This is a genomic window from Nitrobacter sp. MLSD-S21 (assembly GCF_058809865.1).
Window position 1 is genome coordinate 1 of sequence record NZ_JBXASZ010000008.1, and the last position, 20,164, is coordinate 20,164.

The 20,164-nt window shown below is 64.0% G+C and carries 24 protein-coding genes and 2 pseudogenes; 11 read left to right on the plus strand and 15 right to left on the minus strand.

The features are described 5' to 3' along the window. Positions 1–546 precede the first annotated feature (546 nt). Positions 547–903, plus strand: coding sequence for a DUF736 domain-containing protein (locus AC1RT6_RS17605; RefSeq protein WP_472791941.1), 357 nt, complete (start codon positions 547–549; stop codon positions 901–903). 65 nt (positions 904–968) lie between these two features. Continuing rightward, a complete protein-coding gene (locus AC1RT6_RS17610) occupies positions 969–1,115 on the plus strand; it encodes a hypothetical protein (RefSeq protein WP_472791940.1) in 147 nt (48 codons plus the stop codon). A gap of 46 nt (positions 1,116–1,161) precedes the next feature. On the opposite strand, the gene AC1RT6_RS17615 is transcribed toward AC1RT6_RS17610, so the two are convergent. From AC1RT6_RS17615 to AC1RT6_RS17625, 3 genes and pseudogenes are all read right to left on the minus strand, one after another. Then, the gene (locus tag AC1RT6_RS17615; protein WP_472791939.1) at positions 1,162–1,440 is read right to left on the minus strand and encodes an HU family DNA-binding protein; all 279 of its coding nucleotides are present in this window, start codon (positions 1,438–1,440) and stop codon (positions 1,162–1,164) included. Between the two features lie 110 nt (positions 1,441–1,550). Next, positions 1,551–1,808 carry a WGR domain-containing protein gene (locus AC1RT6_RS17620; protein ID WP_472791938.1) on the minus strand — a complete coding sequence of 86 codons (258 nt, stop codon included), beginning with the start codon at positions 1,806–1,808 and terminating at the stop codon, positions 1,551–1,553. 85 nt (positions 1,809–1,893) lie between these two features. Continuing rightward, positions 1,894–2,289 (minus strand): annotated as a pseudogene (locus AC1RT6_RS17625) (thermonuclease family protein). 258 nt (positions 2,290–2,547) lie between these two features. On the opposite strand from AC1RT6_RS17625, the gene AC1RT6_RS17630 reads away from it, so the two are divergent. Continuing rightward, a complete protein-coding gene (locus AC1RT6_RS17630) occupies positions 2,548–2,910 on the plus strand; it encodes a hypothetical protein (protein ID WP_472791937.1) in 363 nt (120 codons plus the stop codon). A 379-nt stretch (positions 2,911–3,289) separates the two neighbouring features. Here the strand turns inward: AC1RT6_RS17630 and traG are convergent, their stop codons facing one another. The 3 genes from traG to traC are packed head-to-tail and all read right to left on the minus strand — an operon-like array spanning position 3,290 to position 5,676. Next, a complete protein-coding gene (gene traG / locus AC1RT6_RS17635; protein WP_472791936.1) occupies positions 3,290–5,212 on the minus strand; it encodes a Ti-type conjugative transfer system protein TraG in 1,923 nt (640 codons plus the stop codon). Further along, complete coding sequence (gene traD / locus AC1RT6_RS17640; RefSeq protein ID WP_472791935.1) at positions 5,199–5,411, minus strand: conjugal transfer protein TraD; 213 nt, start codon at positions 5,409–5,411, stop codon at positions 5,199–5,201. Before traD ends, traG begins: the two co-directional genes overlap by 14 nt. A gap of 4 nt (positions 5,412–5,415) precedes the next feature. After that, complete coding sequence (traC, locus tag AC1RT6_RS17645; RefSeq protein ID WP_472791934.1) at positions 5,416–5,676, minus strand: conjugal transfer protein TraC; 261 nt, start codon at positions 5,674–5,676, stop codon at positions 5,416–5,418. Between the two features lie 249 nt (positions 5,677–5,925). Between traC and traA the strand changes: the two genes are divergently transcribed. The 4 genes and pseudogenes from traA (at position 5,926) to AC1RT6_RS17665 (ending at position 11,569) form a co-directional block, all read left to right on the plus strand. Beyond that, positions 5,926–9,246: a Ti-type conjugative transfer relaxase TraA gene (traA, locus tag AC1RT6_RS17650; protein WP_472791955.1), complete on the plus strand. Its 3,321-nt coding sequence runs from the start codon at positions 5,926–5,928 to the stop codon at positions 9,244–9,246. Positions 9,247–9,248: 2 nt separating this feature from the next. After that, positions 9,249–9,779: a conjugative transfer signal peptidase TraF gene (gene traF / locus AC1RT6_RS17655; protein WP_472791954.1), complete on the plus strand. Its 531-nt coding sequence runs from the start codon at positions 9,249–9,251 to the stop codon at positions 9,777–9,779. Between the two features lie 19 nt (positions 9,780–9,798). Further along, a pseudogene (locus AC1RT6_RS17660) lies at positions 9,799–10,934 on the plus strand (conjugal transfer protein TraB). 11 nt (positions 10,935–10,945) lie between these two features. Continuing rightward, on the plus strand, positions 10,946–11,569 hold the full coding sequence (locus AC1RT6_RS17665) for a TraH family protein (protein WP_472791933.1): 624 nt from the start codon (positions 10,946–10,948) through the stop codon (positions 11,567–11,569). An 86-nt stretch (positions 11,570–11,655) separates the two neighbouring features. Here AC1RT6_RS17665 and AC1RT6_RS17670 read toward each other — a convergent pair whose 3' ends face one another. Continuing rightward, on the minus strand, positions 11,656–12,084 hold the full coding sequence (locus AC1RT6_RS17670; protein ID WP_472791932.1) for a type II toxin-antitoxin system VapC family toxin: 429 nt from the start codon (positions 12,082–12,084) through the stop codon (positions 11,656–11,658). Then, on the minus strand, positions 12,081–12,335 hold the full coding sequence (locus AC1RT6_RS17675; protein ID WP_472791931.1) for a hypothetical protein: 255 nt from the start codon (positions 12,333–12,335) through the stop codon (positions 12,081–12,083). Before AC1RT6_RS17675 ends, AC1RT6_RS17670 begins: the two co-directional genes overlap by 4 nt. 106 nt (positions 12,336–12,441) lie before the next feature. Between AC1RT6_RS17675 and AC1RT6_RS17680 the strand changes: the two genes are divergently transcribed. The 3 genes from AC1RT6_RS17680 (at position 12,442) to AC1RT6_RS17690 (ending at position 13,504) form a co-directional block, all read left to right on the plus strand. After that, the gene (locus AC1RT6_RS17680; protein WP_493029559.1) at positions 12,442–12,777 is read left to right on the plus strand and encodes a hypothetical protein; all 336 of its coding nucleotides are present in this window, start codon (positions 12,442–12,444) and stop codon (positions 12,775–12,777) included. 155 nt (positions 12,778–12,932) lie between these two features. After that, positions 12,933–13,148: a type II toxin-antitoxin system RelE/ParE family toxin gene (locus AC1RT6_RS17685; RefSeq protein WP_472791929.1), complete on the plus strand. Its 216-nt coding sequence runs from the start codon at positions 12,933–12,935 to the stop codon at positions 13,146–13,148. A gap of 29 nt (positions 13,149–13,177) precedes the next feature. Beyond that, positions 13,178–13,504, plus strand: a complete 327-nt coding sequence (locus AC1RT6_RS17690) for a helix-turn-helix domain-containing transcriptional regulator (RefSeq protein ID WP_472791928.1) — start codon at positions 13,178–13,180, stop codon at positions 13,502–13,504. 38 nt (positions 13,505–13,542) lie between these two features. Here the strand turns inward: AC1RT6_RS17690 and AC1RT6_RS17695 are convergent, their stop codons facing one another. Continuing rightward, complete coding sequence (locus tag AC1RT6_RS17695) at positions 13,543–13,764, minus strand: hypothetical protein (RefSeq protein ID WP_472791927.1); 222 nt, start codon at positions 13,762–13,764, stop codon at positions 13,543–13,545. Positions 13,765–14,115: 351 nt separating this feature from the next. Here AC1RT6_RS17695 and AC1RT6_RS17700 point away from each other — a divergent pair, with 351 nt between their 5' ends. Continuing rightward, a complete protein-coding gene (locus tag AC1RT6_RS17700) occupies positions 14,116–14,433 on the plus strand; it encodes a transcriptional repressor TraM (protein ID WP_472791926.1) in 318 nt (105 codons plus the stop codon). 100 nt (positions 14,434–14,533) lie between these two features. On the opposite strand, the gene AC1RT6_RS17705 is transcribed toward AC1RT6_RS17700, so the two are convergent. The 6 genes from AC1RT6_RS17705 to trbL form a co-directional block, all read right to left on the minus strand. Then, the gene (locus tag AC1RT6_RS17705; protein ID WP_472791925.1) at positions 14,534–15,238 is read right to left on the minus strand and encodes an autoinducer binding domain-containing protein; all 705 of its coding nucleotides are present in this window, start codon (positions 15,236–15,238) and stop codon (positions 14,534–14,536) included. Between the two features lie 435 nt (positions 15,239–15,673). After that, complete coding sequence (gene trbI, locus AC1RT6_RS17710; RefSeq protein WP_493029560.1) at positions 15,674–16,975, minus strand: IncP-type conjugal transfer protein TrbI; 1,302 nt, start codon at positions 16,973–16,975, stop codon at positions 15,674–15,676. An 8-nt stretch (positions 16,976–16,983) separates the two neighbouring features. Then, the gene (gene trbH / locus AC1RT6_RS17715) at positions 16,984–17,436 is read right to left on the minus strand and encodes a conjugal transfer protein TrbH (RefSeq protein ID WP_472791923.1); all 453 of its coding nucleotides are present in this window, start codon (positions 17,434–17,436) and stop codon (positions 16,984–16,986) included. A 2-nt stretch (positions 17,437–17,438) separates the two neighbouring features. Beyond that, entirely contained in the window at positions 17,439–18,278 is an 840-nt protein-coding gene (gene trbG, locus AC1RT6_RS17720) for a P-type conjugative transfer protein TrbG (protein ID WP_472791922.1), read from the minus strand. 17 nt (positions 18,279–18,295) lie between these two features. Continuing rightward, on the minus strand, positions 18,296–18,958 hold the full coding sequence (locus tag AC1RT6_RS17725; protein ID WP_472791921.1) for a conjugal transfer protein TrbF: 663 nt from the start codon (positions 18,956–18,958) through the stop codon (positions 18,296–18,298). Between the two features lie 42 nt (positions 18,959–19,000). Then, a complete protein-coding gene (gene trbL, locus AC1RT6_RS17730; RefSeq protein ID WP_472791920.1) occupies positions 19,001–20,155 on the minus strand; it encodes a P-type conjugative transfer protein TrbL in 1,155 nt (384 codons plus the stop codon). Positions 20,156–20,164 lie beyond the last annotated feature (9 nt).

A 20,164-nucleotide genomic window follows, 5' to 3' on the forward strand; every position in this document is an offset into this window, starting at 1 on the left:
CCACACCAGTGTCGATCCGGCGACCAATCCCTAGACCTTCATCCCGGGTAACATTCCTTCCTGAGGCAATACGGGGGTCAAACTTCGGCGCCGATTGACACGCTGGGTCGCGCTTGCCGTGATAACCGCGTCGGCCCTGGAGGCGGACTTTCCATTGGCGAACATTGGTTGCCCCGCGATTGATCGTCCGGATGCCGGGTCGCGCTCGTCCGGTCGAAAACTTGCGGTGATTGATGCGAGCTTTCATCTCGGTGCTGCGCCCCTCGCCGTGGGGTATCGTGTGCCTGGCGCTCAGTCGTATCCCATCGGTCGGTCTGAAGCGCCCAATGCGTCCTCGATTTGGCATGTCTAACCGAAGGACGCCGTCGCTGCGCGCCGTCTCGATCTCAAGGCCGCAACGGCCGTGCTCAGCTTTCTTCCCCTGGCCGCTGCGCGCCCATTCCTCGCGAGACAAGAAAGCCTTGCCCTGGCCGTCCTCCACTGCGTTCCGGCCCTGCAGGTGAACGGCCCGATCGCCTTCGGAAAACGACAGCCATCGAGGACGCGATGGTCGCGGCCCGAGAAACGAAAGAGGACACGAACATGGCTACCATTGGCAACTTCACCCTGAACGGCAACAACGGCTTCGTCGGCACCGTCAAGACTCTGGCTCTCGGCACCGTCAAGGCGAAGATCGTCCCGGCCGAGCGCACCTCGGACAAGTCCCCCGACTTCCGAATCCTCGCCGGCGCGAACATCGAGTTCGGCGCGATGTGGAAGAAAAAGTCCCAGGACACGGGCCGCGAGTATCACTCGGTGAAGCTGGACGACCCGAGCTTCCCCGCTCCGATCTACGCGACGCTGATCGAGGTCGAAGGCGAGGAAGGCTACTCGCTCATCTGGTCGCGCCCGAGCCGCGACTGAGCGATCGCGCAAGAGGGCTCCGCCGGATGGCGAGGCCCTCTTCTTTTTAGATCAGCGATACGCTCATGACAGTTGATACCGTCGAAGAATTGCGGACGGAGCCGCGCGACTGCCTATTCACTTCTGGGGAGCGCACAGCCCTCGAAGCCGAATTGGGCCATCTCATCCGCCCGCGCGACGAAACGCTCGCGATCGAGGAGGAGGGGGCATAACCCCCTCGTCCACTTGCTCACCGCGCAACCGCCGTCATGGACGCTCTCATCCGTTGAGGGCGTCCTTGATGGCCTTGGCTGGTGCGAAAGTCAGTTTCCTCGAAGCCGCGATCGCGATCGTCGCGCCGGTGGACGGATTACGGCCCTCGCGGGCCGGTGCATCCTTGACCTTGAATTTTCCGAAGCCGGCGATGCTTGTCTCGGCCCCGCTCGCGGCTGCATCGGCGATCGCCTTGAATACGCCGTCGACAATGGCCTTCGCTTGCGCTTTTGTCAGGCTGTTCTCGGCGGCGATCTTGTCGGCGATTTCGTTGGCAGTCGTCATGAAGGCGGGCTCCGTTTCGTGTGATTTGCCTCCGTCTGACACCAAGATCGTGGGACGGGTAGGGCAGACATCGCAAGCAGAGCCGTAATCCACGGAAAACTGACGATATATCAGACTTTCTCGTCAGCTACGGCGTATCCGCGCTTGCGCTTGACGCGCTCCAGCCGGCCAAACGCTTCTCCGGCCTCCGCGCTGCCGTCGAAGGTCTGTACCATCGTCTGGCCATTGGTGCCGATCCGGCCCCAGTTGCGGACCAGCGAGAACCCGCCGAACAGGGTCGGCTGGATGGACAGCATGTAGAAGCGCTTCATATTGCGTGCGACATCGACGCGGCGAAGATGAAGTGGGTACGGCTCAAGGTCAGGCATGCCCGGAGTCTCGCTCGCTTCGCAAGCGCCGTCCAATTGGAATAATGAATCGAACCTATGCCATCGATTCATTTTCCCCGATGCCTCAGTTGCATCCGGGATGCCGCGCTCCGTTCCATCGCCGCGCTAGTCCTTCCGCCACCAGCGCCTCGCCGATGGAGCGGCCGTTCCGCGTCGGGGTACGCAGTTTGCGGCCATACCGGTCTTCGTCCCGGACTCCGCTGACGAGTGAGAACGCGCCGGCATTGAGCAATTCCTGTAAGCGGTATTTTGCAGCTTCGCCTTTCACACGTTCCACGTCACACCGCGGCGGGCTCAGTTCCGGCGCATCGATGTCCACAATACTGATCTTCACGCGGTTGAGCTAGAACGTGTCGCCGTCGATGACGCAGGTCACGCGATGGTCAGCACCGCAGATCGGAAATGTCGCCGTCAGCGTGTCGATCTGGAGCGCAGCCACCGTGCGCCTCAATCGATCGATCCCAAAGTGCTCGATGACGAGAATCCCCGCTATGACGACGGTGAAAACCAATGCCAATGCGGTTTCCCTGGGGGTGATGGGATCTCACCGGTCTATGATCTCGTCTGGAGTGGTGACATGCCCCCAAAGTGCGCCTCGGCGGGGCAAAAAGGGCCGGGCGGGGACGTCGGCCGTGACGGAGATGTGTCAATGGCATCGTCAAATTTAGCTCTCCCAATTCAGCCCGCGTTGGCAATTTTGGCCTGATCAGAGGACACGATGCCAGACCGTATTCCGCTCGACCCCAAACTGCCGAAAAGCTTCGACGCGATGCCGAACGAGACACGTAGCAAGGTGCAGCTCGACCAATGGTGGGATCGGCCCTACGGCGTCACAATGCCAGATGGGCGCATCGAGGTTCGCTGCCTGAATGGCGGCGCATGGGACCGTTCGACTTATCTCGGTGTTGCCGACGATTACGATGCGGCCTGCGCTTTGGCCGAAGCGAAGCAAGCGGAGTGGCTGAAGTTCCGCGAGCGCCCTTGCACCTGTCTCGACGCCGATCAAATCCTGATGATCCGCCAGCCACCGGACGAAGCCGCAACAGCTGGCAGCGTTCGCCACGGTGCAGGCGGCCACTGACTATCTGCACGTCCCGGACAAATAGCCGGATGTCCGGCCGCCCGCGCGGGAAAGGGACGGCGTCCTCGAACCGACTCCGCTTCGTCCGGCTCACGACGTTCACTATCTCGGAATTAATCCGCGGACCACAGCAGCGTTTGGGCGAGCCCCTTCGGGGACGGCTCTACTCGCTTCGCTCACGGAGCCTGCAAGCGGTCTCTCCGCGCATTCGCGTCACGATCCTCTCGCGGGGCCAAGGCTGCCGACGGACGCCGTGGCTTGCTCCGGGGTGCGCTGCTCCACCTCCGGCCGTCATTTTTGAATGCCAGTTTACCGAGCCGCGCGTTTGATCGGCCGAACGTGGACCGATCGCGACCCGGGCCGCAGCGCTTGGGCTATGTCATGTCTGCTTCTTCGGTTGAAACCGGTTCGTGCTGACGCAGGCTTTCATGTCGGCGCGCCGGAACCAAATCGCGCGCCCGCAGCGCAGCGGCGGATTGCCGGCGGTGAAGATGATCTGCTCGTCGGTCCGCATGCGCAGGACCTCGTGCGGCAGCATCAAGGCCCGGCGCGCGAGTTGCTTGGAGCGAGTCCGCGACGAGCCCGACATTTGTGAGGACCGGCTGAGCTGATCCACCTCGACCGTGGTGTCGCCGCAGCGCTTCGAGATGTAGTCCGCGGTCTCAGGATCGTTGATCGCCGCGAACGAGATCCAGGACACGCTCTCGAACCATTTGCTGGTCGCGTCGCGACCGCCATAGGCTTCGCGCATCTGGCCGATCGACTGATAGAGCATCAACAGGGTAATGCCGTATTTGCGGCCGGCGTCGCGGGCGGTCTCGAGGATGCGCAGATAGCCGAGGCGGGCGACCTCATCGAGCAGGAACAGGGTGTGACCGCTGACCTCGCCATTGCGATTGTAGATGGCGTTGAGCAGCGAGCCGATGACGACGCGGGCGAGGCCCGGATGGTTCTCCAGCGTCTTCAGATCGAGGTTGATGAAGATGTCGGTCTGCCCGTCCGCGAGCTCGGCGGTGGTGAAGCTCGATCCCGACACCAGCGCGGCATAGTTGGCGTAGGAGAGCCAGTGGGTCTCCTTCGCCGCATTGGCGTAGACGCCGCTGAACGTCTCAGGCGTCATGGCGATGAACGGCGCGACGTTTTCCTTCACGAAGCCGGACGCCGAGTTGTCGTAGATCGCCTGAAGCCGCTGCCGCAGCTTCGGCTCCGGCTCGGACAGGTTGGCGCGGACCTGGCGCAGATGCTGGTCCTTCTTTTCCGTATGACCGGACAGGCAGACGTCGGCGACCAACGCCGTCAGGAGCTGCAGCGCCGAGGCGCGAAAGAAATCGTCCCGCGCCGAGCCCTGGCGTGGATTGTCGGTCATGATCCATGACGCGACGGCGGCAATGTCCTCCTCCTTGGTCGCGCCGTGCTGACCGACCCAGTCAAGCACATTGAAGCCGATCTCTGACGAGCGCGGGTCGAGCGCGAAGACCTGCCGGCCGGCGTTCCTCCGATGCGCCGAGACCATCGGCGCGACCTCGTTGGACGGATCGAGGACAACGAGGCCGCCGTCCCATTTGAGCGCCGTCGGCACGGTCACGGACGTGGTCTTGAAGCCGCCCGATCCGGCGAAGACGATGCCGTGCGAGGAACCGAACGAGGCATCGAAGCAGAGCAGCGGGGATTCGCCGCCGGCGCCCCATGTGTCGGCATCGTCGGCGCGAAAGGCGCGGTCGGCGACCGCGTCCCGATCGACGCGATAGCCCTCGCCGACCACGATGCATCCTGTGTCGGGAAACAGCCGCGCGGCCTCGCTCGCCCCCATCCAGTCGGATTCGCCATGGATGGCCCGTCGTCCTCGGAGGCGGCGCGGCGCGGCGGCCGCGAACGCAGCATTGCCGCGCATCGCCACCCGCAATCCGAACACGGCCGCGAGCGCCGTGATCGTCGCCCCGCCGACGGTCGAGGGATCGGCATAAGCAAGAAGGCGTTCTCCGGCCGGCACGGCGGTGGCGAAGGAATGCAGGCGCGCGATCTCACGCGAGGCGGCAATGACGACGACGAGACAGCCGCCGGTCACGACACCCCATCCCGCCGCGCGGATCGCGCTGGCGCCCGCCGCCGCGAACAGGAAGATGACGCCGGCAGCGGCGGCCACCACATAGGGCAGTGCGAGGCCGATCCGGCCAAGCATCAGCCGCGCGTTCGGGCTCGCCCCGAACTTCGATAGCCACACTTCAACGTCCGTCGCGACGAAGCACAGCCCGACCATCAGCACGGCCGGCGCGATGGCGAATACGATCTTATTGAGCGTCATGGCCAAACGCTTTCGCGCCGATCGCCGTCAGACGTTCGCGTTCGGCATCATGGTGAAGCCGCTCTCTGGCATCGAGCAGCAGGCCGAGCAGCAGCGCACGCTTTTCGTAGCGCAAGCCAGCCTTGGCGATCAGGCCGCCGAGCTCGATCTTCTCCCGCGTGTCCTTCTTGCGGGCCTCCACGGAATCGGAGCGGCGCATCCGCTCAGCCCTCTTGAGCCGCGCCCGCAGACACGCCAGCCGTGACGGCCAGGGGCGCTTTCGTGACTCGTCCGCCGCCCTTCCGAAACCTGCTCGCCACCTCCTCGAAGGCCGACAGCAGAGCGGCCTCTTCGATCTCGATCTCGCCCAGTCCGGCCTTCAGCGCGATGCGGCCGATCCTCTCGGCCTCCCGCGTTTCAGCCTGCTTCAGCTGTTCCTGAAGCCGGGCGATTTCCTCCCTGATCTGCCGCGAGGGCTTTTTCATTCCGGACGACCTTTCCTGTCGGATTCAAGCGAAGCTTCGACCAAGGAAAGCGGGGATGAGCGCAAAGCGCGACCCCGCTAATTAACGGGGTCGGCGAAGCCGACACTTTGGAAGATCATCCCGCCGTTCCGAAGGAGCGGTCCAAGGGCGCAGTTATACGTCGCTGACGCGACGTCCTGCTTCCCGCCCATGCTGGGCGGGCCGATCCCGACGAACGGCATGTTCGTTCAACCTGGGATCGCGCCGTCCGTGGCCATCACCCACTTCACCGTCCAGATCATCAGCCGCGGCACCGGCGGCAGCGCGGTGTTGTCGGCGGCCTACCGCCATTGCGCGCGGATGGACTACGAGGCCGAGGCGCGCGTCATCGACTATTCCAACAAGCGCAACCTGGCCCATGAGGAATTTGTCCTGCCTGCGGACGCGCCGGCCTGGGTTCGTGCGCTGATCGCCGACCGATCGGTGTCGGGCGCATCTGAGACCTTCTGGAACAAGGTCGAGGCCTTCGAGACACGCTCCGATGCGCAGTTCGCGCGCGAGGCGATCATCGCGCTGCCGGCGGAGCTCACGCGCGAGCAGAACATCGCGCTGACGCGTCAGTTCGTGGCGCAGGAAATTCTCCCGCGCGGGCAGGTCGCAGACTGGGTCTATCACAATGAGCCCGGCAATCCGCATGTCCACCTGATGACGACGCTGCGTCCGCTGACCGAGAGCGGCTTCGGTGGAAAGAAGGTCGCTGTCACGAGCGAAGACGGCAAGCCGCTGCGCACGAAGGCCGGAAAGATCCGCTATGCGCTCTGGGCGGGCGACACGCCGGACTTCCTGGCGCAGCGGGCGCGATGGATCGATCTGCAGAACCAGCATCTCGCGCTCGCCGGTCTCGACGTCCGCGTCGATGGCCGCTCCTATGCCGAGCGCGGCATCGACATCGTGCCGACCACCCATATCGGCGTCGCGACCAAGGCGATCGACCGCAAGGCGAAGCGGCAGGGCGGCACGCAAAGGCTCGATCGTCTCGCGGTCTTTGAGGAAAGCCGCGCCGAGAACGCCCGGCGTGTTCAACGTCGTCCGGAGATCGTGCTCGAGCTCGTCTCCCGTGAAAGAAGCGTCTTCGACGAATGCGACATCGCCAAGGTGCTGCATCGCTATGTCGACGATACCGGCACGTTCCAGAATCTTCTGACCCGCATCCTGCAATTGCCGGACGTGATCCGGCTGCAAGCCGAGAGCATCGACTTCGCGTCGGGCGGACGAGCGCCGGCGCGCTACACGGTGCGCGAGCTGATCCGGTGTGAGGCCGAGATGGCGCGGCGCGCGATCCATCTTTCGGGGAGCACCGCCTTTCCGGTCAAAGCGCGCGTCATCGCGGCGGTGTCCGCGCGTCACGCCAACCTCTCCACCGAGCAATGTACCGCCATTGAGCATCTGGCGTCCGGGGAAAGGATCGCGGCGGTGGTCGGCCGGGCGGGAGCCGGCAAGACCACGATGATGCGGGCGGCGCGCGAGATGTGGAAATCAGCAGGCTATCGCGTCGTCGGCGGAGCGCTCGCCGGCAAGGCGGCCGAGGGGTTGGAGAAGGAAGCGGGTATTGTCTCGCGCACACTCGCCTCCTGGGAATTGAGCTGGAAGAACGGCCGGGGCGGCTTGGACGACAAGACCGTGTTCGTGCTCGACGAAGCCGGTATGGTCGCCTCGCGTCAGATGGCGCTGTTCGTCGAGACGGTGTCAAAGGCCGGGGCGAAACTCGTCCTGGTCGGCGATCCCGAGCAGCTCCAGCCGATCGAAGCGGGAGCCGCGTTTCGCGCTATCGTCGAGCGCATCGGCTATGCCGAACTCGAGACGATCTATCGCCAGCGCGAACAATGGATGCGCAACGCCTCGCTCGATCTCGCGCGCGGCCGCACGGTGCAGGCGCTTTCCGCCTATCGTCACCACGGGCGCGTGCTCGGCTCGGAGTTGAAGGCGCAGGCGATCGACAGTCTGATCGCCGACTGGAACCGCGACTATGATCCCGCGAAGTCGACCTTGATCCTCGCGCATCTGCGCCGCGACGTCCGCGCGCTCAACGATATGGCGCGGGCCAAACTGGTTGAACGCGGTCTCGTCGAAGCAGGCCACGCGTTCCAGACCGAGGATGGCACACGCCATTTCGCGCCGGGCGACCAGATCGTCTTCCTCCGCAACGAGAATTCGCTCGGCGTCAAGAACGGCGTGATCGGCAAGGTCGTCGAAGCCGCGCCGGGACGCCTGGTTGCCGAGATCGGCGAAGGCGAGGGTGGCGTCGAGAACCGTCGCCGCGTTATGGTCGAGCAGCGCTTCTATCGCAATGTCGACCACGGCTATGCAACGACCGTTCATAAGGCGCAAGGCGCGACCGTCGATCGGGTCAAGGTGCTGGCGACGCTCTCGCTCGATAAACACCTGACCTACGTTGCGCTGACCCGCCATCGCGAGGATGTAGCGCTTTATTACGGCCGGCGCTCGTTCCAGCTCGCTGGCGGCCTGATCCACATCCTGTCGCAGCGCCGCGCCAAGGAAACCACGCTCGATTACGAGCGCAGCGCCCTCTATCGCGATGCGCTGCGCTTCGCGGCGAACCGCGGCCTGCACGTCGTCAAGGTAGCGCGCACGCTCATCAACGACCGCCGGCGCTGGACGCTCCGCCAGAAGCAGCGGTTGGTGGATGCGGGCCGCCGGTTGCGCGCGCTCGGCGGGAAGCTCGGCCTCATCGACAGCCGCAAACCCATCATCAGCACCGCACAGAGGGAGGCGAAGCCCATGGTCGCCGGCGTCACGACATTCCCCAAATCGCTCAACGACACGGTCGAGGACAGGATCCTCGCCGACCCCGCCATCAAGAAGCAGTGGGAGGAGGTGTCGACGCGCTTCCGCCTCGTCTTCGCCGATCCCGAGCGCGCGTTCAGGACGGTGAACTTCGATGCCATGCTGAAGGACCCGCCCGTAGCGACATCGATGATCGCGCGGCTCGCCGCGAGCCCGGTATCCTTCGGAGCATTGCGCGGCAAGACCGGCCTTCTGGCGGGCAAGGCCGACAGACGCGAGCGCGAACGCGCCGAGGCAAATGTGCCGGCCCTGAAGCACGACATCGAGCGGTACCTGCGGCTTCGCGCCGAGGCCGAGCACAAGCACGAGGCAGAGGAGCGCGCGATCCGGCATCGCGTCGCCGTCGATATCTCGGCTTTGTCGCGCGACGCATATCGCGTGCTCGAGTGCGTGCGCGACGCGATCGATCGCAACGACCTGCCGAGCGCGCTCGAGTTCGCGCTCGCCGACCGGATGGTGAAGGCCGAGATCGATGGCTTCAACAAGGCGATCGCCGAGCGCTTCGGGGACCGCACCTTCCTGCCGAACGCCGCCAGAGAGGCGAAAGGCCAGACCTTCGAGAAAGCGGCCGCGAGCATGGACCCGGCGCGGCGCGAGCAGCTGAAGCAAGCCTGGCCCGCGATGCGCACGGCCCAGCAGCTCGCAGCAGGGGAACGCACGGCGCAAGCGCTCAAGAAGTCCGAGGCGGAGCGTCTGACCCAGCGCCAGGGACAGACCCTAAAATGACGATGGGGCGTGTCCCGTTGATGATCCTCGCGACGGGTGCGGGCGTTGCCGCCGCCGCCATCGCGGCCGCCGGCTGGTTTGCCGGTCTGCGCATCAACATGACGCCGAGCTACCCGCGCGGCCTGTGGCGGATCGAGGAGCTCGATCGGCCGGCCGACGTCGGCGACCGCATCTTCATCTGTCCGCCCGACACGGCCGTGTTCGAACGCGCGTTCGATCGCGGCTACATCCGCCGCGGCCTCTGCACCGGGGGCTTAAGTCCGCTCATCAAGACCGTCGCCGCGGTCGGCGAGCAAAAGGTCGATGTCGCCGATCAGGTGTCGATCGACGGCCGTCCACTGCCGGGCTCCGTCGTGCATCACACCGACGCAGCCGGCCGTCCTCTCTCGCCGTTTGCCGGAGGCGTCGTTCCCACAGGTCGGCTCTTCCTCCACTCCGAATTCGCAGGTTCCTATGATTCCCGGTATTTTGGCCCGATCCCGTCGTCGGGCGTTCTCGGCCTCGCCCGGCCGGTCCTCACTTTCGGTCCCTAACGCCGGACGGTCGGCGACAATGATCGTGGCCGCAGCCGTGGTCGGCGCTGTGGCCTGGAGCGGTCACGCGCTCACTCTGCCGCTGGCCTGCGCCTTCCCGGCGCTGTGGGCGTTCGTCCGTTCGCGGGTTGTCGCTGCCATGATCAGCGCCGCTTATTTCCTGGCGGCGTCGCGCGGCCTGCCGCAGGGCGTGGTCAATTTCTACGGCAGCGACTTCTTCGTCGGCATCGCTTTCTGGATCGGCGCCGCGGCCGCCTTCGTCCTGGTCCACGCCGTGCTCTGGCAGAGGCAGCGGGATGGGGAAGGGCGATTTCGTTCGGAACGGCGGCGACCCTGATGAGCCTGCCGCCGTTCGGCATCGTCGGGTGGGCACAACCGATCACGGCGGCCGGCGTGCTGTTTCCCGGATGGGGATGGTGGGGGCTGGCGGCGTCGGCCGTCATCCTGATCGCCATGACGACGCGTTGCTGGCCCGTCGCGGCGATCGTCGCGGCCGGCTTCTGGACCTGGTCGGGCGCGCACTGGATCGCGCCGGCGCCGCCGGCCGCATGGGTGGGCCTCGATACGCAGCTTGGAAGCGCGCTCGGCCGGGCTCCCGATCTCGCGCAATCGGCCGCGCTTCTGCAGCGCGCGCTCAAGACCGGCGCCGCTGGCGCGCGCGTTGTCGTGCTTCCCGAGAGCGCCGCCGGGCTGTGGACACCGACCGCGAGCATGTTCTGGATGGCTGGCCTTCGCGGCGTCGGCGTCACGGTGATCACGGGTGCCGCGATCGTCGATCGTGACGGCTACGACAATGCCATGGTGGAGATCGGCGAGGCGCAGGCGCACGAGCTTTATGGCGAGCGCATGCCGGTCCCGGTCTCGATGTGGCAGCCCTGGCTTGTGTGGACGGGGCGGGACGGCGGAGCGAAGGCCTCGTTCTTCGGCAATCCTGTCGTCGCCTCCGCCGGTAGGCAGCTCGCGCCGCTGATCTGTTACGAGCAGCTGCTCGTCTGGCCTGTCCTGCAGTCGATGTTCTATTCGCCCGACGTCGTCGTCGCGATCGGCAACGACTGGTGGACCGCGGGTACCAGCATCCTCGCCATTCAAAGAGCCAGCGTCGAAGCCTGGGCGCGCCTGTTCGCCCTGCCGCTCGTGCTCGCGTTCAACACCTGAAGGGGATTGTCATGATCGACGCCGCCACCATCCATCACTGCGTCGATCCGGCATTGAAGCCCGCGATCGTCGAGAAATTCATCCGTGCGATCGGATCGTCCGATCCGCTCACCGTCACCATCCACGCCGGCAACCGCGTCGTTCTCGTGTCGCCACCGAAGACGCCGGATCAGGCGATGGCGCTCGTTCGGCGCTATGTCGGCCAGGCCATGGTCCGCGTCGGCGTGACGCAATATCCGGCCGGGCTCGGCGTCAGCGACGTCTCGGAGCTCAAGCCCGATCTCGTCGATGCCTGCGCCAATATCAAAATGGGCACCACGCTGTTCGGCAAGGTCTATCGCATCGTCGTCAAATGGTATGGCGCTCCGGCCGATCAGGCGTTCGGCGATGCGATCGAGGCGTGGAAGAGCGGCTACTTCGAGGGGAAATATGTGTTCGACGAAGCCGAGCCCGGCAGTCTCCCGCCACGGAAGGGCACGCCGGGTGACAGCGATCAGCCTGTCAAAACGGACGATGCGCCGAAGGCTGCGACCAGCGCCGACAGCGGCGCGCAGCCTGTGAAGGAGCCCGACGACCCCAATAAGGCCGGCATCCGCATCGATCTGACCGGCATCGGCGTCGGCAAGCCGAAATAGGCAGCCTGAAAGCCGTTGGTTGCGCGAAATCGTTCTGTGCGAGCAGGTCGTGGAGACAATGGAAGTCTCTGACCAGATCGAGAATTTCATATCTCGATCGAGAATTCTTGTTGCCGCCCGCGTTTTTTGCCGAATTGGGTGATGCGCTCATCGTAAGTCACCAACGGGCAGCGAAGGTCGATCGCCGTGGCGATCAGAAGCCGGTCCGCAGGATCACGGTGCTCAAGATGATGAAGCTGGTAGCTGCGGGCGGCGGCGCGATGCGCCAGGGGCACGCCCTCGAGGCCTGGCCGATCAAGAAAACGGTCGATCCACGCATCCACGGGAATGTCGAGTTCGATCCGTCCCGTATCGACAAGCAGGGCGATTTCCCAAACCGTGACGGAGCTGAGAAAAATTGTTCCGCCATTCCGCCAGCAATTGTCGATCAAAGCGCGGGTCGAATGACGCAAACGGTCGTTGCCGCTGTCGAGCCATAAGGCGATGTGCGTGTCGAGCAGGAGAGCCTCAGTCACCGCTCGACTTCCCTGCCAGTCTCCGCGTCGGGCACTACGTCCAGAATTGGTGCGGTCAGGTCCACGCCTTCGGCAATTCGCACGGATTTCTTATGAGCGCCAAACAAGGTTCCAGCGCGTGCGCCTTGTTCCAGCAACCGCCGGATGGCTAGAGCAACCGCCTCGGTCTTGTTGCCGCCCGTCATTTTCTCTGCGGCCTCCTCGACAAGCGCGACGACTTCTGGGCGATTGATGGTGATTACGGTCGCCATGATCCTGCTCCAATCAGCATACCATTACTTATATAATGACAACGTGCGAAATGCAATGATGTCGCCCGGCGAGATTATGTCGCCTTCGCCTTGAGCCTGCCGAGCGGTGCGACGCACGGTGTGCGTTGCCTGGTTCGACGCCGCATGTCCGACCGGCTTCAGGCTGGCGCCCAACCGTCTCGGAGTGGCGGATCGATTTTGGAGCCTCCGGCAAACCCGGGACGGTTCAGCGTTCGGCGATGCGGTCGAGGCGTGGAAGAGCGGCTACTTCGAGGGGAAATATGTGTTCGACGAACCCGAGCCCGGCAAACTACCATCACGTGACATCGGCCGGGGGCCGGCCCGGGCAACAAGGCCGAGCCGCCACAGGAGCCCGAAAAACCCGAACAAGGCCGGCATCCGGATCGACCTGAGCGGCATCGGCGTCACCAAGCCCAAATAGCCGCGGTGCTGTCGAAGAAGCCGAGCTTGCCTCGGCTTGAAAGTATCATATACGATACCATATGAGTGTGGATGTCGAAGCTATGAGGACGCAAGCGGCAGTCGTCCGTTCGACGCCTGGTTCGACGCGCTCCCAGCCGCTCATGCCGCCACAAGGTGACGGCGGCGGTCGCCCGGCTTGGCGCTGGAGCACGGTCCGGCCTGAAGCCGGTCGGGCAGGGCGTCTCGGAGTGGCGGATCGATTGGGGACCCGGCATCAGGATCTATCTCGCCTTCGACGGAACGAAGCTGATCATCCTGCTCGGAGGCGGAACAAAGACCCGGCAGCAGACTGACATTGCCCAGGCGCTCCAGCGATGGGCCGACTACTAAAGCCGCAAGACGGCGAAGGAGTGAGAGCGATGGCCCTATCGCGAAATTTCAAGGAAACGATGAAAGCACGCGCCGCGCGCGATCCGGCGTTTCGGGTGGCCCTTCTCGGCGAGGCGGTCGAGGCTTTCGCCGCGGGCGACGCCGACACCGGCAAGACGCTGATCCGGGATTACATCAACGCCACCGTCGGCTTCGATCAGCTCGGCGAAGCCGTGTCGATCGACCCGAAGAATCTGATGCGCATGTTCGGGCCGCGAGGAAATCCGCGCCTTACGAACCTGTCGGCTGTTCTGCGCGAGCTCAACCGGCGCGAGGCGGTCCACTTGAAGGTCGAGCCCGAGCGGCTGGCGGGTTGACCGCTCCCGCGGATCCCGACCGACGCGGGCGGCGGCCCCTATTGAATGGTCGAAAGCGCGGCGTGATCGCCCGCCAGCTCCGCGACGCTGAGATGGAGCCGCTCGGCGATCCAGCCAATCCGGAGCAGCGTGGGATCGCCGCTCGCGCGCGCAATTGCATATTCGGTCATGCGCCCAAGGCTCGGCGATGCAAGCTCGCTCTCGAGCCGCTCGTTCTCTTCTTCGATATTCATCAGCAAGTCTCGGGCCTCGCCAGTCATCTGCGCGCCTTTCGTGTCGCTCGTGCTCGTGCCCGTACAGATTGCACCAATTTCGTTGAATTCGCCAACGCTTCACAGCTGGCGCCAAAACCCTCTCCAATCTATAACGAATCACAGGGCAGTACGCGCTGCCTCGGGGCTTAGAAACCCCTCGATTAGCGGTTGGTGCCGGCCGTGACGGTACCGGAAATCCTCTGACCTAACGGCCGGGGGCCTGTGACGTATGTCCAGGCTCCTCGGTGCTAAAGGTCACAGGGACCGTCTAATCGCGGTTTTCTAACCCCCGGCTTGGGATCAAGGGATTGTCGTTGGCGGGGGCGCACCGCGGACCAAGCCTAGGTGAGAATTGTGGTGTCCAGCAATGATGATGAACCGCCCTGCACCGGGCCCGATAGCGATTTCGGGGACATCTTCGGCGGGTTAGCGCAACCTGAACTTGAGCGCCTTGCCATCGGCGCCATTCGCGAATACCGCGCCAGCGTCGCGCTCGCGGAAACGACTCGATTGGAGCTGGTTGCGGCAGAGGCTGACGCAGGCTGTTGTCCTGAGCGCCGGGCGCAGCTCCAACGAATCCACCAGCACGCAGAAACCGAACATCGGGCGCGTCAGCTTGTCTTGAACAACTTGGTCGATCGGCTCGGCTACGTTCCGAAGGTTTCGGCCGCATAGTCTACCAAGTAACGCTTTTTAGACTCCCAATCCGTCAGCTGGAGCCGCGCTCGGGCGTGCCGAAGTCAGTCTGAGTGCTGCTGATGGCGCGCACGCTAAACTAGATCAGCTTCTTCTCCATCGCGATTCTCACGGCCTGCTGAAGGTTGCTGGCGCCGAGCTTGTCTCGCGCATTGTCGAGATAGAACTGGACTGTTCGTGGCTTGATGCCCAGCAGGTCAGCGATCACGTTCATGGACTTGCCATGTGACGACCAACTGAGCGAGGTCGCCTCCTGCGCCGACAGGCTCACCTCTCCTGCTTTCAGTGACGACGCGGACGCCAGACTGAGGTGAATATGAATGTAGGCAAGTGCCAGCGCCGCCTGCATAGGATCCCAAGGCGGGAGCTCGACCTGCCGTCGATCTGACGCAAGCGTAATCATCGCGGTGCGGCCATAGCTTGTTCGGATCGGAACGGAGACGCCGGAGCGGATGCCGAAGTCGGTTGCCTCCGAATAGAATTGCTTGATCTCGCGCGAGCTCCTCCGCACGGCGCGATCCTCCGCCGACCAGGCAAACATCTTCATGGTGCGCTTGGCGGTCGTAACGACGGGATCGATGACTGTATAACGTTTCTCGAGATAGATATTCTGCCACTCCACCGGATAATCTGTGAAACCAACTCCATCACCGGCATGGATATGAATGTAGGCGTAGCGATCGAAGCCAGACGCAACGGTAAAATTCTTGATCGCATTGTGTATGGAACGCTCGTCCTGTGCCACATCGACGGCGTCAATCAACCCTTGTAGCTGCCCACCCAATGTAAGTGCCTCCCAGGTTTTATCCTTCACCTTTCGATCGCGATAGCGCTAGTCGGATGAGATGTCGATATCTTCGAGGCCGATGGCTCGCCGCGGATGCTTGAAGTAATTTCACCGCGTTTCAGCTGTCTGCAACTATTCTAGCGGTTCTAATCGGGGTTCGGGCCGTCTCTTCAAGCCAAACCTCAACTTTCGGCATATACGGCCGTAGCGATCGACACAAGCGTCGTTGTCAGTTCAATGATGAAGCCCCTAGCCGGATCGAAGCCCCTCGCACCGCGGAATTCCGCGCGGGTACTGCACCGGCGTCCTCGCCCTTCGCGGCGTGCGATAATTGCGAGAACGAGAAGCGATCTTCATTCAGCCAACTGGATCGTTTATTTCGAGCACAAAGCGGCATCTCACAGAGAGTCTATCGTAACCACAGTGTAGACTTCATCCACGGTAAGCGCCTGGAAACACCATGTCCTGGTCGACGAGCACGTTGAACACATAGCCCGGCCGAATCTCCAGCGTCGGCTGGACGTTGAGATTCTTGCTGATGGTCTGTTCGGCGACGCGGCCGAAGGTCTGGGCAAAGCTGTTTCGCGCCGCGTCCGTTGGCGTTTGCCGATAGCCATAGGGAGAGCTCGCCGGCATCGACATATCGATGCCCGCGCCGATCGCAGCGATCAGGATCGCCGAGCCGAACACCTTGAAGGAGTGGTTGTCGACCTGATCGTTGAAGCCGCCATAGCCTTCAGAATCCGTGCCCGCCATGCCGCCGATCTGCAATGTCGCGCCGTTCGGGAAGATGATATCCGTCCAGACGACCAGCACGCGGCTCTGGCCGAACGAGATCTTGGAATCGTAGCGGCCCAACAATTTCGTGCCTTGTGGGATCAACAGGTCATGCCCCGTGGCGCTGTCGTAGACGTTCTGGCTAACCTGGGCGGTGATGCGACCGGGAAGATCGGAATTGATGCCGGTGATTAACGTCGCCGGAATGACCGAGCCGCGCTTCAATTCGAAGGCCGAGGTCGGCGCGACCACCTTGTTGGGAAGGTAGCCGAGCTTCTTCAGGTCGGCGTTGAAGAAGTCCTCCTTCGCCCCCTGCCCGTTCGGATCGATGTTCTGCGTGCCGAAGCCCGCGTGCAACGCCGCCGCGTAGAGATCGTTCGCGCCGCGGGCAAAGCCCGGTGTCGACGTTGCCTTCGACGGTGCTCCGCCGCTCGCCGGCGCGGTTGACGTCTGGAGCTTGCCGAGATTGAGGGCAAGCGGGGAATCATAGGCGGCATCGTTGGACTGGACGCGCGCCATACGCTCGCGCTGCCGTTCGCGCAGATATTGCTCATGCGCCTCCCGCTCGAGGCGCGCCCGCCAGATTGCCTCAGGCTCGAGCGTTGATGCCGACGCTTCGGCTTGTTGTCGGCGGGCGAACGGATTGCTCGGGGATTTCGGTGCTTCGGACTGCGGCGCCGGCTGAAAGGCTTGCGCCTCCGACTGGTCGCCGATAATGCCGTTGGAGATTCCCTTCTTCAGCTGATCGGCGAAGGTGGTGGCTGGGCTGGACGAAGCCGTGTCGATCCCGGCCGCTCGATGGACATAAAGCCCGCGCGAGGTCAGCCCGTAGAAGATCACGGCGAAGAACACGATCACCAGCACGATGGCGACGATGATCGGCAGCCGGTTGAGACGACGGATGCCTCTCGCCTCCTCGCCCTCCGGTGTGCCGCCGAGCTTCAGGGATTGCGCCATGAGTCCCCCTATCCGCGTCGCATGACGGAGAGCGGACTGGCCGGCGACGCACCGGCGGCCGTTGCGGCATAGGTGCGTCCGAGCTCGACGTGTGCGGTTGATAGCCGCGCCAGGATTTGGCCGTTGTAGGAGGCGATGACATAGGCGAGCGGAATGGTCTTCTCAGTCCCGGTATTCTGATCGGTCGCGACCGCGTAACCCCAACTCTTCAGCGACGTCTCGAGCGCCTGGCCGAACGGCGAGCCGTCGCGCTTCAGGATGATCGTCCCCGATCCGGGTCCGACCTGCTCCGCGAACTTCGTGACCAGATCGCCGGCGATCGCGGAGGCGGCAGAGCCGGACAGATCGGGCGGCGCCGAGCTTGCCACCAGGCCGCCGGTTCCGAATGACGCGCAGCCCGCGAGCGACAGGGCGACGATGGAAAGAAGGATGGCTCGGCGGGTCAAAGAGTCCGCGCGCATAGTCAGCCTCCCCTCCGGATCGTCACCTTGTCCTGATGCCAAAAGCCCACGCCGGAGACCAGAATGGCGGTGTCGATCTGATAATCGACCACCATCATGTCGCCCTTCAGCCGGTAGTTGACGATGCGATCCTTGCCGCCCGATTCGACGAAGAGCACCGGCGCATCCTGTCCGGCGAGCGATGATGGAAACTGGATGTAGGTCTTGAGGCCGTCGCTGTAGACCCGCGTCGGCCGCCAGGAGGCGCTGCCACTGACGCTATAGGCGAAGTTCAGCTGCTCGGCCGGGACGCCGGCGCCGGGGGTCGTGTCCGCTCCAAGCCGCGCATTGATGTCGGCGAGCCTGCTGCCGACGTCTTCGGGATACCCAAAACCGACGCGCGCCATGTATTGCCTCGCGTTCGACTTGAGCTGGATGTGGTAGGTCCGCCGCGAGGTCGTCACCACCATCGAGGTGACGAGCCCCGGCTCGGACGGCTTGACGATCAGATGGATGGCTTGGCCGCCGACCGCGCCCGAGGTCGCCGGCTCGACTTTCCAGCGCACCGTGTCGCCGACCAGCACATCGCGCACGACTTCGCCGGGCTGGAGCTCGATGTCGCAGACCTCGAGTGGCGAACAGACGACGGAGGGCTGCACCTCGCCGAAGAGGAAGATCACCTTGCCGTCCGGTCCCCGCGTCACGAGTCCGGTCGATCCGCGCCACTGGCCCGAGAGGTGGATGCCTTTTCGCTCCTTGGCATTCATCGCCTGCGCGTGTGCGCTGACATCGGCGAGCAGCAAGCCGAAGGCGGAGGCCGCGAAAAGAATGCCTGTCTGAAATCTGTTCGCGTTTGTGTGCATCGGCTTTCCCGCCCCGTTCATAGTTGCGCCGTCCAGTCGAGGTCGCGCAGGTAGAGGCCGATCGGATTCAGCCGGATGGTCTGCTCGTCCTGGGGTGGAGTCAGTGTGACGGTGGCGACGCCGCGGAAGCGGTGCTCGCCGGTTTGCTTTCCTTTCCGGTCGCGCTCGAACTCGGTCCAGTCGATCTGATAGGATTGGTTGGACAGCGCGACGATGTTGTTGACCTCGACGGCGACCGTCGTCGTCTTTGCTTTTTCGAACGGCGTGTTGCTCCGGAACCAGTCGTTAATCTTCTGCGTGGCAGGATCGGAGGTTCGCAGCAGCGCATAAGTCCGATCGATATATTGCTTCTGGACGACAGCGTCCGGCGTCACCGAGCGGAAGTTTGCCACGAAGCTCCCAAGGGTCGCGCGCACCACGCGGGGATCGGCATATTCGATCTGCTGCGGGAAGCCCGCATTCACCGCCGTGCCGAGCTTGTCGACCTCGACGATGTAGGGGACGAGCTTGACCTGCGTGCTTTCGAACAATGCGTAGGCGAAGCCGATCACTGCCATCAGCATGGCGACGATGCCGATGACGCGCCATGTGGCGGCCGCCTTGACATAGGAGCCGTAGCGCTCGTTCCATTCCTGGCGCGCGGCGAGATAGGGATTGTCGGGCGGACTAGGCGCAGCCATTCGCGGAAAGATCTCCATTCGTCACCTGTCGATTTCTCTCGCTCAGCTCTTTGTTGCCGACTTCTTCTCGCCGCGCTGACGGTCGAGCTTCGCGTTCGCAAGGCCGAGCGTGGTCGAGCCGAACGATGCGCCGACCGCACGGTCGCGCGCGGCCGATGCGAGCGCGCCGCCTGCCGTTCCGACGCCTTCGGTCATCGCCTTGAGGGCGGCCGCACCAAAGGATGCGCCGTCCGCACGCGCGGCGCTGAACCCGGCAGCCCCTGCTCGCGCGCCTCCCATGGCCAGCGCCGCGCTGCCGGCTGCCACGCTCGCGGCCTGTCCCCCATGGCGAACTACCTCCATGCCGCTGCCGATGGAAATGCCCTGGACGACACCTTGCATGATGTTCGGCACGTAGATCGAGATGATGAAGACGACGACAGAGATGCCGCCGATCGCAAGCGTCCCGACGAAGGCGTCGTTGCCCGTGCCGGTCTGGTTGGCGAGATTCAACAAGGTGTCGGAGCCGATCTTGGCGATCATCACCAGCGCCATCAGCTTCATGCCGACCGAGAAGGCATAGACGAGATAACGGATGGCAAAATCCTTGGTGAAGGAGGAGCCGCCAAGACCGAGCATGATCATGCCGGCGAGAAGGCCGACATACATCTCGACCATCACCGCGACGAAGATCGCGGCGACCAGCGAAAACGAGATCACCACGATCACCATGGCGAAGACCGATGCGATGGCGAGCGCGTTATCCTGGAACAGGCCAAACTGCGCGTTCTGCGACATCGAGGACGCGACCTTGAGACCGGCATTGAAGACATCCGCCGGAGAGGCCGAGCCGCCGCCCGCGCCGATCTGATAGAGGCTGTCGACAATCGCCTTGGCGAAAGTCGGTCCCTGGTCGAGAACGAAGGCGAAGAAGCCGATGAACATGATCCGCCGCACCAATTCGGCGAACCACGCGTCGATCGAGGCAGCCTGAATGGCGAGCCAGATGGCGGCGAGACCGACCTCGATGCCGGCGAGCATCCAGAACAGCGACTTCGCCGCCTGCGCGACGGTCGACTGCCAGCCCTTGGTGGCCGTCGCGACGGAGTTCTCCACGGTTGTCAGAACGCTGCCGTCCTGTTGCGCCAGCGCCGGATGCGCAACGACGACGATGCCGATCGCAACGATCAGGACGAGTCCTGGTTTGATCCCCCGCACCCCCCGCCC

Bases quoted from the DNA above. Each gene is read 5' to 3' on its own strand.
- AC1RT6_RS17605 (WP_472791941.1), top strand. From the start codon at position 547: ATGGTCGCGGCCCGAGAAACGAAAGAGGACACGAACATGGCTACCATT.
- AC1RT6_RS17610 (WP_472791940.1), top strand. From the start codon at position 969: ATGACAGTTGATACCGTCGAAGAATTGCGGACGGAGCCGCGCGACTGC.
- AC1RT6_RS17615 (WP_472791939.1), bottom strand. From the start codon at position 1,440: ATGACGACTGCCAACGAAATCGCCGACAAGATCGCCGCCGAGAACAGC.
- AC1RT6_RS17620 (WP_472791938.1), bottom strand. From the start codon at position 1,808: ATGCCTGACCTTGAGCCGTACCCACTTCATCTTCGCCGCGTCGATGTC.
- AC1RT6_RS17630 (WP_472791937.1), top strand. From the start codon at position 2,548: ATGCCAGACCGTATTCCGCTCGACCCCAAACTGCCGAAAAGCTTCGAC.
- traG (WP_472791936.1), bottom strand. From the start codon at position 5,212: ATGACGCTCAATAAGATCGTATTCGCCATCGCGCCGGCCGTGCTGATG.
- traD (WP_472791935.1), bottom strand. From the start codon at position 5,411: ATGCGCCGCTCCGATTCCGTGGAGGCCCGCAAGAAGGACACGCGGGAG.
- traC (WP_472791934.1), bottom strand. From the start codon at position 5,676: ATGAAAAAGCCCTCGCGGCAGATCAGGGAGGAAATCGCCCGGCTTCAG.
- traF (WP_472791954.1), top strand. From the start codon at position 9,249: ATGGGGCGTGTCCCGTTGATGATCCTCGCGACGGGTGCGGGCGTTGCC.
- AC1RT6_RS17665 (WP_472791933.1), top strand. From the start codon at position 10,946: ATGATCGACGCCGCCACCATCCATCACTGCGTCGATCCGGCATTGAAG.
- AC1RT6_RS17675 (WP_472791931.1), bottom strand. From the start codon at position 12,335: ATGGCGACCGTAATCACCATCAATCGCCCAGAAGTCGTCGCGCTTGTC.
- AC1RT6_RS17690 (WP_472791928.1), top strand. From the start codon at position 13,178: ATGGCCCTATCGCGAAATTTCAAGGAAACGATGAAAGCACGCGCCGCG.
- AC1RT6_RS17695 (WP_472791927.1), bottom strand. From the start codon at position 13,764: ATGACTGGCGAGGCCCGAGACTTGCTGATGAATATCGAAGAAGAGAAC.
- trbI (WP_493029560.1), bottom strand. From the start codon at position 16,975: ATGGCGCAATCCCTGAAGCTCGGCGGCACACCGGAGGGCGAGGAGGCG.
- trbH (WP_472791923.1), bottom strand. From the start codon at position 17,436: ATGCGCGCGGACTCTTTGACCCGCCGAGCCATCCTTCTTTCCATCGTC.
- trbG (WP_472791922.1), bottom strand. From the start codon at position 18,278: ATGCACACAAACGCGAACAGATTTCAGACAGGCATTCTTTTCGCGGCC.
- AC1RT6_RS17725 (WP_472791921.1), bottom strand. From the start codon at position 18,958: ATGGCTGCGCCTAGTCCGCCCGACAATCCCTATCTCGCCGCGCGCCAG.